The organism is Streptomyces sp. SAJ15, from assembly GCF_007595705.1.
In the GTDB taxonomy this organism is placed as follows: domain Bacteria; phylum Actinomycetota; class Actinomycetes; order Streptomycetales; family Streptomycetaceae; genus Streptomyces.
Map to the genome: position 1 here is coordinate 993,359 of NZ_NISY01000002.1, position 12,661 is coordinate 1,006,019.

Here is a 12,661-nt window from a genome sequence, read left to right on the forward strand (position 1 = left end):
GCCGGCGCATGCCGAGACCGTGGGGACGGAGACCGCGCCAGCAGGGACCGCGCTGATCGAGACCGCCGGGGACGAAACCGCGCATGCCCAGACGGCGCAGCCCGAGACCACGGGGAGCGAAACAGCGCTGACCGAGACCGCGCGGACCGAGGCGGCGCAGGCCGAGACCGCGCGGACCGCGACCGGCACCGCGCGGACCGGCACCGCGCAGGTCGTGACACCACCGATCGTCGGGACACCACCGGCACCGACGCCGCTGAGCGCGCAGGCCATGGCACCACTGGGTGGCGGCATCGCGCAGCACGGCGACCGACCAGGCGGGCGCCGCCGGCCGGGCCCGGCCCCGACGCCGCCGACCGCGCAGGCCCCCGTACCCGTCCGCCGAGGAGGAACCCCATGATGTGCCGCACCGTCGATCTGCGACAGGCCGTGCTGGCGAAGAACACCGGGCTGGCCGAGGCGCTGCGCGAGGAGCTGACCGGGCAGGGGGTGAGCGCCGTCAACCTGCTCTCCAGCCCCGGCAGCGGCAAGACCGAGCTGCTCACGTGGGTGCTGCGGCGGGCCGTCGAGGAGGGCGTCCCCGTCGCCGCCCTCACCGCCGACCTGGCCACCGAGAACGACGCCCGGCGGCTGGCCCGCTCCGGCGCACCGGTCAAGCAGGTGCTCACCGGCGGGCTGTGTCACCTGGAGGCGGACCAAGTGCGCGGACAGCTGGACGGCTGGCTGCCGCGGGACACCCGCGTGGTGTTCGTGGAGAACGTGGGCAACCTGGTCTGCCCGGCCTCGTACGACCTCGGGGAGACGCTGCGCGTCGTCCTGATGTCCGTCACCGAGGGCGAGGACAAGCCCGTGAAGTACCCGACCGCCTTCGGCTCGGCCCACCTGGTGGTACTCACCAAGACCGACCTCGCCGAGGCCGTGGACTTCGACGAGGCGGCGTTCGCCGCCCACGTCGACCAGGTCAACCCCGGCGTGGAGGTGCTGCGTTCGTCCGCCCGCACCGGGGAGGGCGTCGCCGAGCTGCTGCGTCGGGTGCTGGCCGTGTGCGACGGCGCCCGGCCGCACCAGCCGGTCCTCGCATGCGCGCCACACTGACCGGCGGCCCCGACCGCGCGGCCGCGCTGCGCCGCCGGGTGACGGTGCGGGGCGTCGTCCAGGGCGTCGGCTTCCGCCCCTTCGTGCACCGGCTGGCCCATCGGCTCGGGCTGACCGGGTTCGTCAGCAACAGCTCCGCCGGGGTGCTCGCCGAGGTCGAGGGCGACCGGGCGGCGGTCGTGGCGTTCTGCCGCCGGGTCCGCGACGAGGCCCCGCCGGGGGCGGACGTCACCGAGGTGGCCTACCAGGACCTGGCCGTCACCGGAGCCCACGGGTTCACCATCCGGGCCTCGCCGCGGGACGAGGCGTCCGCCGGCGAGGCGCCGTTGCTGCCGCCCGACAGCGCCACCTGTGCCGACTGCCTCCGCGAGCTGGCCGACCCGGGCGACCGCCGCCACCGGCACCCGTTCATCACCTGCACCTACTGCGGCCCCCGCCTCACCATCGCCCGCGCGCTGCCCTACGACCGCGCGACCACGAGCATGGCGGACTTCCCGCTGTGTCCACGCTGCGCCGCCGAGTACGCCGACCCCGCGGACCGCCGCTTCCACGCCCAGCCGGTGGCGTGCCCCGACTGCGGGCCGAAGCTCACCCTCACCCCGGCCTCCGGCGCGGCCGTCCAGGGGGCGGAGGCGCTGGTGGAGGCCCGGCGGATGCTCGCGCGGGGCGCCGTGCTCGCCGTCAAGGGCATCGGCGGCTACCACCTCGCCTGTGACGCGGGCGACGCGCACGCGGTGGCGGCGCTGCGCGGCCGCAAGGCGCGCGGGCGGCGGCCGTTCGCCGTGATGTGCGCCGACCTGGCCACCGTCGAGACCCTCGCCCACCCCACCCCGGCCGAGCGCGCCGTCCTGAGCGGCCCCCGCCGCCCCATCGTGCTGCTGCGCCGCCGCTGCCCGGACCAGGCGCTCCCGGAGCTGGCCGCGGGCGTCTGCGACGGCAGCCCGGACGTGGGGGTGCTGCTCCCGTACACGCCGCTGCACCAGCTGCTGTTCGGGCTCCCGGGCGACCCGCCCGGGCCTTTGATCCTCGTCATGACCAGCGGCAACCGTTCGGGCGAGCCCATCGTGACGGACGACCGGGAGGCCAGGACCCGGCTGGCGGGGATCGCCGACGCCTGGCTGTCGCACGACCGGGCCATCGAGGTGCCGTGTGACGACTCGGTGGTGCGGGTCCGGGCCGACGGCACCGAGGTGGTGCTGCGCCGCTCCCGCGGCTACGTGCCCATGCCGCTGACGGTTCCGGTGCCGCTGCACCCGACGCTGGCGGTGGGCGGCGACCTCAAGAACGCCCTGTGCCTGGGCGCGGAGCACGGCGCCTGGTTCTCCCCGCACCTGGGGGACATGGGCGACCTGGCGGGCGAGCGGGCCCTGGACCGCGCCGAGCGTCACCTGCGGACGCTCACGGCCATCGACCCCAAGCTGCTCGCCGCCGACCGGCACCCCGGCTACCACTCGGCCCGCTGGGCTCGGCACACCGCCGCCGGCCGCCCGGTGCGACTGGTGCGGCACCACCACGCGCACATCGCCTCCGCGATGGCCGAGCACGGGCTCGACGGCGCGGCGCCGGTCATCGGCGTCGCCTTCGACGGCACCGGATACGGCGACGACGCCGCGATCTGGGGCGGCGAGGTGCTGCTGGCCGACTACGACGGCTACCGACGGCTGGCCCACCTGGCCTACGCCCCGCTGCCCGGCGGGGACGCCGGGGTCGCCAATCCGTGCCGGATGGCCCTCGCCCGGCTGCGCGCCGCCGGTCTCGCCTGGGATCCGGACCTCCCCTGCGTCGCGGCCTGCTCGGAGGCCGAGCTGCGGCTGCTGGACCGTCAGCTGGAGCGCGGGCTCGCCTGCGTGGCGACCTCCAGCATGGGGCGGCTGTTCGACGCCGTGTCCTCGCTGGCGGGCGTGTGCCATCGGGCCGGTTACGAGGCCCAGGCCGCCATCGAGCTGGAGGCGGCCGCGACCGCCGCCTGGGTCGACACCCGGCCCGACGAGCGGGGGCGCTACCGCTTCGCCCTGCGCGACGGTGGCCCGCCGACGCTGCTGGACCCCGCCCCCGTGCTGTGCTCCGTCGTCGCCGACCTGCGCCGGGCCACCCCGCCCGCGGTGATCGCCGCCCGGTTCCACCACGCCGTGGCGGCGGCCGTGGCGGAGGTGTGTCGGCTGGTCCGCCGCGAGACCGGGGCCGGGACGGTCGCGTTGACCGGCGGTGTGTTCGGCAACGCGCTGCTGGACGAGGAGTGCGCCGCGCGGCTGCGCGCCTGCGGCTTCACGGTGCTGCGACACGGCCGGGTGCCGCCCGGCGACGGCGGACTGGCGCTGGGTCAGCTCGTGGTGGCCGGGCACACGGGGGACCGGCGGTAGCCGCGGGCGGTGCGGAGCGGTGATGAGCGACGAGACGAACGGAGAGGCGCCATGTGTCTGGCAGTGCCCGGCCGGGTGGTCGGCATCGAGGAACGCGACGGCTCGCGCATGGCGCGGGTCGACTTCGGCGGGGTGCGCAAACGCGTCTGCCTGGACTACGTGCCCGAGGCTGAGGTGGGCGAGTACGTCATCGTCCACGTCGGCTTCGCGCTCCAACGGCTCGACGAGGCGTCCGCCCGCGCCTCGCTGGAGTTGTTCGAGCAGCTCGGGCTGATGGACGAGGAATTCGGCGACGCCTGGGGCCGGGCCGCGGCCGAGGCGGGCGCCGCCCGCCCCGACACGCCCGAGGCCCCCCTGGACGCGACGGTGCCCGACGGCCCGGTGGCCGAAGAGGCCGGATTCCGGCCCGCGGCCGACGCGGCCCGTGACCCCCGCCCCGACGCGGCCCCTGACTCCCGCCCCGGCACGGCCCCGGCCCCGGTCGGGATCGGGGCCGGGGCCGCCGGCCCGGGAGGGGCCGGGAGCGTGGGCGCGGCCGGCACCGGGGCCGGCCGCCCGGGGGCCGGCGGGCCCCGGGCGGCCGTCGGCGACGCCGGGCTCGAGGACCCGGACACCGGCGGCGCCGGGTCCGTGCGCCCCCGCACCGCCCCGGCGGCTCCCGCGGGCGGCGGAGCCGCCGGGGCGGCGACGGCGCGGGAGGGCGCGCGGTGAGGTACATCGACGAGTTCCACGACCCCGAGCTGGCACGGCGGCTGCTGGCCGAGATCCACGCGACCACCACCCGACCGTGGGCGCTGATGGAGGTCTGCGGCGGCCAGACCCACTCGATCATCCGCCACGGCATCGACCAACTGCTGCCGCGGGAGATCGAGCTCATCCACGGCCCGGGCTGCCCGGTCTGTGTGACGCCGCTGGAGATGATCGACAAGGCCCTGGAGATCGCCTCCCGGCCGGGGGTGGTCTTCTGCTCCTTCGGGGACATGCTGCGCGTCCCCGGCACGGGGCGCGACCTGTTCCGGGTCAGGAGCGCGGGCGGCGATGTGCGCGTGGTCTACTCACCGCTGGACGCGGTGGACATCGCGCGCCGCGAACCCGACCGCCAGGTGGTGTTCTTCGGCATCGGCTTCGAGACCACCGCCCCGGCCAACGCGATGGCCGTGCACACCGCCCGCCGCCTGGGCATCCCCAACTTCAGCCTGCTGGTGTCGCATGTGCGGGTGCCGCCCGCGATCGAGGCCGTCATGGAGTCGCCGGCCTGCCGTGTCCAGGCGTTCCTGGCCGCCGGCCACGTGTGCAGCGTGATGGGCACCGGCGAGTACCCGCGGCTCGCCGCGCGCCACCGGGTGCCCATCGTCGTCACGGGCTTCGAACCGCTGGACATCCTGGAGGGCGTCCGTCGCACCGTCCACCAACTGGAGCGCGGTGAGCACCGGGTGGAGAACGCGTACCCGCGCGCCGTGCGGGACGAGGGCAACCCGGCGGCGCTGCGCATGATCGAGGAGGTCTTCGAGGTCACCGACCGGGCCTGGCGCGGCATCGGGCTGATCCCCGACAGCGGCTGGCGGCTGTCCGACGCCTTCGCCGACTACGACGCGGAGCGCCGCTTCGAGGTCGGCGACGTGCGGACCCGCGAGTCCGCCGAGTGTCGCAGCGGCGAGGTGCTCCAGGGGCTGATCAAGCCGAACGAGTGCGCCGCCTTCGGCACGACCTGCACGCCGCGCACCCCGCTGGGCGCCACGATGGTCTCCAGCGAGGGGGCCTGTGCGGCGTACCACCTGTACCGGCGCCTGGGCGGCGGATCCGCCGAGGCGGCGCCGCGGAAGGAGACGAGCCCCGTTGGCTGAGACGACGACCCTGGAGACCGCGGTGGGGGAGGCGGGGGCCGTGGCCGCGCCGCCGATCGTCCTCGACCCCACCGCCTGGACCTGCCCCGCCCCGCTGCGCGACCAGCCGGTGGTGGTCATGGGCCACGGTGGCGGCGGGGCGCTCTCCGCGGAACTGGTGCGCCATCTGTTCGCCCCCGCCTACGGCAACGAGACGCTGGCCCAGCTCGGCGACTCGGCGCGACTCGAACTGGGCGGCGCCCGGCTGGCGTTCTCCACCGACTCCTACGTGGTGCGGCCGCTGTTCTTCCCCGGCGGCGACATCGGCGACCTGGCGGTCAACGGCACCGTCAACGACCTGGCCATGAGCGGCGCCCGACCGGCCCAGCTGTCCTGCGCGTTCATCCTGGAGGAGGGGGTCGAGCTGTCGGTGGTGGGCGCGGTGGCCCGGTCCATCGGGGCCGCCGCCATGGCCGCCGGGGTCGCCGTCGCCACCGGGGACACCAAGGTGGTGGAGGCCGGCCACGGCGACGGGGTCTACGTCAACACCTCCGGCATCGGGCTGATCCCCGAGGGGGTCGACATCGGGCCGCGGCGCGCCACCCCGGGCGATGTGGTGATCGTCAGCGGGCCGATCGGCATGCACGGCATCGCCATCATGAGCGTCCGTGAAGGGCTGGAGTTCGGGGCGGAGGTGGTCAGCGACACCGCGCCGCTGGGCGACCTGGTCGCCGCGATGCTCGCCGTCACCCCGGATCTGCATGTGCTGCGCGACCCGACGCGCGGTGGCCTCGCCGCCGCGCTCAACGAGATCGCCGCCGCGTCCGGCACCGGTGTCGCCCTCACCGAACGCGCCCTGCCGGTGCCCGAGGCGGTGGCCGCCGCCTGCGGCTTCCTCGGTCTCGACCCGCTCTACGTCGCCAACGAGGGCCGACTGGTGGCCTTCGTGCCGCCGGCCCACGCGGACGCGGTGCTGGCCGCCATGCGGGCGCATCCCCAGGGCGCCGGGGCCGCGATCATCGGCGAGTGCGTGGCCGAGCACCCCGGCATGGTGGTGGCCCGCACCGGGCTCGGCGGCACGCGGGTGGTGGACCTGCCGCTGGGGGAGCAGCTGCCGCGGATCTGCTGACACCGAGCAGGTATATTCGCAAAATAACTGAATAGTCATCATATCTTTACTGATATGGAGAAAAAGGACGTAACGGCGGCCCTCGCGGTGCATCCGCACACCACCCCGGACCCGCCTCCGCCCCCGCATCCGCACCGCCACCCCGGTGCGCCCGCGCCGCAGTCCGGCCCGTCGGCCGGCGCGGCCCCGCTCGCGCCCCCCGGCCCGCGGCGTGCCTCCGCCGCGCGGCCGGAGCGCCGCCCCGTGCCCTGGCTCGCCGTCGTCGCCGTCGGTTACGCCCTCGTCCAGCTGGCCCTCGTCGTTCCGCGCACCGGGCACGCGCTGGGCTGGGACGAGTCGGTGTACGTCTCCCAGGTGGACCCGCGCACCCCCGCCGCCTTCTTCAGCGCCCCCCGGTCGCGCGGCATCAGCTTCCTGGTCGCCCCCGTGCTCGCGGTGACCTCCTCGCCGCTGGCGCTGCGGCTGTTCCTCATGCTGCTCTCGACCCTCGCGCTCTACGCCGCCTTCCGGGTCTGGCGCCCGCTGCTGGGCCGCACGGTGACCGCGCTCGCGGCGCTGCTGTTCGCGGGGTTGTGGATCACCCAGGTCAGCGGCTCCGCCGCGATGCCGAACCTGTGGGTCGCGCTCGGTGCGGTGGCCGCCGTCGGCTGGTTCCTCCGGGTGCCGGACGAGCCGCACGCCCGGTGGTGGTGCGCCGGCTTCCTGGGCCTCGTCACCCTCGTGCGCACCCCGGACGCCGGCTGGCTGGCCCTCCCCCTGCTCGCCTGGGCGTTCGCGGCCCCCGCCTGGCGCACCGCCCGACCGGCGCTGCTCGTCGGCCTGGTGGCCGGCGCCCTGCAGTGGATCGTCGAGGCGTACGCGCGCTTCGGCAGCGTCAGCGGGCGGCTCGACGTCTCCGGCGAGGTCGAGGGCGGCATGGGCCTCTCCTTCAACATCGGCAACGTGCTGCGCAGCCTCAACGGGCCCCAACTGTGCCGCCCCTGTGACGCCGCGCTGCGCCACCCCGAGCTGACGCTCTGGTGGCTGGCCCTGCCGCTGCTGGCGGCCGCGGCGGTGGCGCTCGCCCTGGGCGACCGCCGGCGCGGTCGGGCCGCCGGCGCCGAGCCGGCGCGCGAGGGGGCCGAGGCGCCGCGCGGCGGCGACGGGCCGCGCACCTACGCCGACCGCCCCGCCGTCATCCTGCTGCCCGTCGCCTGCGCCGCCGCCGTCGCCGTGCCGTACCTCTTCCTCATCTCCTTCTCCGCCCCCCGCTTCCTGCTCCCCGTCTACGCGCTGCTCGCGCTGCCCGTCGCCGCGCTCGCCGTGCGGCTGGTCCGGGCCGACGACCGGCCGTCGCGGGCGGTGGTGATCCTGGCGGCCGTGATCGCGCTGCACATGGCGGGCCAGCACGTGGTGCTGTGGCACGCCACCGGCCAGACCCAGGCCGTGACCGGGCGCTATCTGGCGGGGGCGCGCGAGCTGCACCGGCTCGGCGTGGCGCCGCCCTGCCTGATCACCGGGGACCGCGCGCTGCCGGTGGCGTACCACGCGGGCTGCGCCTCCGCCCAGACCGCCGGGAACAACCGCTCGGTCACCGTCTCCACCCTGCTGCGCCGGATCGAGAGCCGGTCCGCCGCGGTCCTCGCAGGGCCCGAACGGCCCCAGCCGCCGAGCTACGCCCGCGACTGGGTCCCCTATCCGCTGCGCGGTACCGACTGGATCGCCTATCTGCCGCCCGACCAGCCGGGACAGCCCAATGAACCCGATCAATCCAGACAGTGGTTGTCGGGTATCGCTGGCACACTGGCACCATGACAACCGAGGAAGGCCGTAAGACGACCGCCCGCTGGAGCGACGTGGAGGCGGCCGAACCCGCCTTCGCCCGCGCCGTGCGGGAGCGCTTCGAGCAGTTCAAGCACCATGTGTTGGCCACCGTTCGGAAGGACGGCGCGCCGCGCGTCACCGGCCTGGAGGCGGACTTCCGTAACGGGGAGCTGTGGTTGGGCATGATGGCCAACTCCCGCAAGGCGCTGGACCTGCGCCGCGATCCGCGCTTCGCGCTGCACGCCAACCCCGGCGCGGACGCGTCGATGGCGGGCGGCGACGCGCGCGTCAGCGGCCGTGCGATCGAGGTGACCGACCCGGAGGTGATCGCCCGCTACGTCGCGGAGGTCGAGCCCCCGCAGCCGTTCCACCTCTTCCGGGTCGAGCTCACCGAGGTGGTCCGGATCACCGTCGACGACCCCGACCTGGTGGTGCGGGTCTGGTGCCCGGACGGCCGGGGGCTGCGCACCCTTCGGCGCGGCAGCGACGCGGCCCCGCCGCGCGAGGAGCGCTGACCGCGGAACCCCGGGAGCCGTGGCCCCGTCGCGGGGGCCACGGCTCTTCCGTATTTCTGAAACGCGTTCTACCGTGCCCCTCGTTCCGTGCCCGCGAGACGCCGAGAGAGCCGCAGGAGGGGCCGTGCACCTCGAATACACCCCCGAGCAACAGCGGTTACGCGCCGAGCTGCGCGCGTACTTCGCGGGGCTCGTCCCGGACGACGCCTACGCCCGGCACGCCGACCCCGCCGCTCAGAAGACCTTCTACCGCGCCACCATCGCCCGCCTGGGCGCGGACCGCTGGCTGGGCGTCGGCTGGCCGAAGGAGTACGGCGGCCGCGGGCTGAGCCCGCTGGAGCAGTTCGTCTTCTTTGACGAGGCCGCGCAGGCGGGCGTGCCGCTGCCGCTGATGGCGCTGAACACCGTCGGGCCGACCCTGATGCGCTTCGGCACCGAGGAGCAGAAGGCGTACTTCCTGCCGAGGATCCTCTCCGGTGAGCTCGACTTCGCCATCGGCTACAGCGAGCCCGAGGCCGGCACCGACCTGGCCTCCCTGAAGACCCGCGCGGTCCGCGACGGGGACGGCTACCTGGTCAACGGGCAGAAGATCTGGACCACCAACGGCGACACGGCGGACTGGGTCTGGCTCGCGGTCCGCACCGCCCCCGCCACCGCGGAGCTGCCGCCCCACAAGGGCATCAGCCTGCTGCTGGTGCCCACCACCGACCCCGGCTACTCCTGCACCCCCATCCACACCCTGGCCTCCCACGACACCACCGCCAGCTACTACGAGAACATCCGCGTCCCCTTCTCCCGCCGGGTCGGCGCGGAGAACGAGGGCTGGCGGCTCATCACCACCCAGCTCAACTACGAGCGGGTCACCCTGGCCGCGCACGGCACCATGGCGATCCGCGCCCTGCACGGCGTCCGGCGCTGGGCCGCCGACACCAAGCTCGCCGACGGTCGGCGCGTCATCGACCTCGGCTGGGTGCGCGGCCTGCTGGCCCGCACCCACACCCGGCTCGAGGCGATGAAGCTGCTCAACTGGCAGATGGTGGAGGCCCTCCAGCGGGAGGCCCTCACCCCGCACGACTCCTCCGCCGTCAAGGTCTACGGCTCGGAGGCGCGCCGGGAGGCGTACGCCTGGCTGCTGGAGGTGCTCGCCGCGGCCGGCCCGCTCAAGGAGGGCTCGGCCGGCGCGGTCCTCCACGGCGAGCTGGAGCGCGGCTACCGCAGCAGCGTCGTCTTCACCTTCGGCGGCGGCAACAACGAGGTCCAGCGGGAGATCATCTCCTGGCTCGGGCTGGGGATGCCGCGGGTCCGCCGCTGAGCCCCCGCCGCTCCGCCGAGGCTCCGGGGCACGCCGAGGGCGGCCTGGGGGTCGGCGAGACCCGTCGAGCGACCTACAAGCGGCGCACTCCGGCGGCCATACTGGACACCGGGCCGGGCGCGGGGACACGGCGGGCTGCGGGGGCGGCGGCGGGAGGGGCACCTTCCGTCGAAGGCAGGGGGAGTATGGCGGACACCAGGCTGATCCAGAGCCGGTACCGGCTGCTCGACCTCATCGGGCGCGGGGGGATGGGAGAGGTGTGGCGCGCCCGCGACGAGTCGCTCGGCCGCCGCGTCGCCGTCAAGTGCCTCAAGCCGATCGGCCCCCAGCACGATCCGTCCTTCATCCGGGTGCTGCGGGAGCGGTTCCGCCGCGAGGCGCAGGTGGCGGCCGCGCTCCAGCACCGGGGCGTGACCGTCGTGCACGACTTCGGCGAGGACGACGGGGTGCTCTACCTCGTCATGGAACTGCTGGACGGGCGCAACCTCAGCCAGCTGCTGGAGGACAACAAGCACCACCCGCTGCCCGTCGCCGACGTCGTCGACATCGCCGACCAGGTCGCCGGCGCCCTCGCCTACACCCATGCGCAGGGCATCGTGCACCGCGACCTCAAGCCCGCCAACGTGATGCGGCTCGCCGACGGGGCCGTGAAGATCTGCGACTTCGGCATCGCCAGGCTCGGACACGACATCGGCTTCACCGCCCGTCTCACCGGCACCGGCATCGCCATGGGCACCCCGCACTACATGTCGCCGGAGCAGATCGCCGGCACCGCCGTCGACCACCGCAGCGACCTCTACTCGCTGGGCTGCGTGCTGTACGAACTGGCCACCGGAGCCCCGCCGTTCGACATGGACGACGCCTGGGCGGTGCTGGTCGGCCACCGCGACTCCGCGCCCGTGCCGCCCCGGCGGCAGCGCCCCGACCTGCCCGCCGCCTTCGAGCGCATCGTGCTCGACCTGCTGGCCAAGGACCCCGACCACCGGCCCGGCGACGCCGCCGGGCTCGTCCAGCGGATCGCCGCGGTGCGGGCCAGGACGCTGCCCGGGCTCCACCCCACCCTGACCGACCCCGGCCGGCTCGCCGACCCGGCGCCGTCGCCGCGACAGGCGCGGCTGCCCGGCTGGGCCCGCGACATGACCACCGGCTCCAAGGCGAGCGCCGCGTGCGCTCCGCCGCCGGCCGCCCCCGACCCGTCCTCGGTGGAGGGGCTCACCGGCACCTGGACCGGCAACTTCGCCCCCGGCCCGCTGCTCCAGCCGCCGGTCGCCCCCGAGCGGCCCACCCCCGCCCCCGAGCTGCTGGCCCGACTCGCCGAGCGGCACGACACCGGGCTCGCCCTGGCCCGGCGGGGCCGCTGGGAGGAGGCGGGGGAGGTGCACCGCGCGGTGGCCGCCGAACGGGAGCACGCGCTGGGCCCGGACCACCCGGACACCCTCGCCAGCCGCTACGAGGTGGCCTTCACCCTCGGCCGGCTCGGCCGCCCCGGCGACGCGCTCCGGGAGTACGGGAAGGTCGCCGAGGGCCGGGAGCGGGCGCTGGGCCCGGACCACCCCGACACCCTGGCCGCCCGTCAGGAGACGGCGTTCGTCCTCGGCCAGCTCGGTCGCCACTTCGTCGCCCACCAGATCTACACCGCGGTGCTCACCGCCCGCGTGCGCACCATGGGCGCCGACCACCCCGACACCCTGCGCTGCCGCCACAACCTGGCCTTCAACCTCGGCCGGCTGGGCCGTCTGGAGGACTCCTACCGGATGGCGTACGAGGTGGCCGCCGCCCGGGCCCGGGTGCTCGGCCCGGACCACCCCGACACCCTCGTCACCCGCTACGAGGTGGCCTACGCGCTGGGCCAGCTGGGTCGTTGGCAGGAGGCGCTGCGGACCTACCGGGAGGTGGCCGCCGCCCGTGCGCAGGTGCTCGGCCCGGACCACCCCGACACCCTGGCCGCCCGCTACGAGGTGGGCATCAGCCTGGGCCGGCTCGGCCACAGCGCCGAAGCGCTCGTCGTCTATCGGGACCTCGTCGACGACCGCACCCGAGCCCAGGGACCCACGGACCCCGAGACGCTCCGCGCCCGGCACGGGCTCGGCGTCAACCTCGGCCGCCTCGGCCGCTGGGAGGAGGCGCTCGCCGAGGCCCGCGACGTCTGCGCCGTCCGGGAGAGGACACTGGGCCCCGGCCACCCCGACACCCTCGTCAGCCGTCGCGAGATCGCCGTGGGCCTGGGCTGGCTCGGCCGCTGGACGGACGCCCTCGCCGTCTACCGCCATGTCGCCCGCGCCCGCGAGCGGGTCCTCGGCGCCGACCACCCGGACACCATCGCCAGCCGTAACGACGAGGCCCACTGCCTGGAGCAGTTGGGCCGCCGTGACGAGGCCGTGGAGCTCTACCGTCAGACGGCCGCCCTGCGGCAGCGACGCGGCGCGCCCCACCTGGGCTAGACGCGCCCCGGTCCCGGCACACCGGGCGCTGACGCCCCGGTCCCGGCGCACCGGGCGCTGACGCTCCGGACCCGGCGCCCCCGGACCCGGCGCCCCCGGACCCGGCGCCCCCGGGCCGGGCGGTTCCGCGCGGCGGCGTACGGGACACGGGCCCCCTGGCCCCGGCCACCCCCGCCGTGTTAC

Annotated in this window: 8 protein-coding genes and 1 pseudogene; all 9 read left to right on the forward strand. The window is 75.7% G+C overall.

Annotated features, from left to right (window positions below):
- The first annotated feature begins 399 nt into the window (after window positions 1–399).
- A complete protein-coding gene (gene hypB, locus CD790_RS09805) occupies window positions 400–1,095 on the forward strand; it encodes a hydrogenase nickel incorporation protein HypB (protein WP_144382796.1) in 696 nt (231 codons plus the stop codon).
- Window positions 1,080–3,455, forward strand: coding sequence for a carbamoyltransferase HypF (gene hypF / locus CD790_RS09810; RefSeq protein WP_144382640.1), 2,376 nt, complete (start codon window positions 1,080–1,082; stop codon window positions 3,453–3,455). Before hypB ends, hypF begins: the two co-directional genes overlap by 16 nt.
- A 51-nt stretch (window positions 3,456–3,506) precedes the next feature.
- Window positions 3,507–3,782, forward strand: a pseudogene (locus tag CD790_RS09815) (HypC/HybG/HupF family hydrogenase formation chaperone); the annotation flags it as partial.
- A 380-nt stretch (window positions 3,783–4,162) separates the two neighbouring features.
- A complete protein-coding gene (gene hypD / locus CD790_RS09820) occupies window positions 4,163–5,299 on the forward strand; it encodes a hydrogenase formation protein HypD (protein WP_144382641.1) in 1,137 nt (378 codons plus the stop codon).
- Window positions 5,300–5,417: 118 nt separating this feature from the next.
- On the forward strand, window positions 5,418–6,407 hold the full coding sequence (gene hypE / locus CD790_RS09825; protein ID WP_144382798.1) for a hydrogenase expression/formation protein HypE: 990 nt from the start codon (window positions 5,418–5,420) through the stop codon (window positions 6,405–6,407).
- A 54-nt stretch (window positions 6,408–6,461) separates the two neighbouring features.
- On the forward strand, window positions 6,462–8,201 hold the full coding sequence (locus CD790_RS09830) for a hypothetical protein (protein WP_186318945.1): 1,740 nt from the start codon (window positions 6,462–6,464) through the stop codon (window positions 8,199–8,201).
- Complete coding sequence (locus CD790_RS09835; protein ID WP_144382642.1) at window positions 8,198–8,725, forward strand: pyridoxamine 5'-phosphate oxidase family protein; 528 nt, start codon at window positions 8,198–8,200, stop codon at window positions 8,723–8,725. Before CD790_RS09830 ends, CD790_RS09835 begins: the two co-directional genes overlap by 4 nt.
- A 124-nt stretch (window positions 8,726–8,849) precedes the next feature.
- Window positions 8,850–10,037 (forward strand): acyl-CoA dehydrogenase family protein, encoded by a 1,188-nt coding sequence (locus tag CD790_RS09840; protein ID WP_144382643.1) that lies wholly within the window; start codon window positions 8,850–8,852, stop codon window positions 10,035–10,037.
- A gap of 185 nt (window positions 10,038–10,222) precedes the next feature.
- Entirely contained in the window at window positions 10,223–12,478 is a 2,256-nt protein-coding gene (locus CD790_RS09845) for a serine/threonine-protein kinase (RefSeq protein ID WP_144382644.1), read from the forward strand.
- Window positions 12,479–12,661 lie beyond the last annotated feature (183 nt).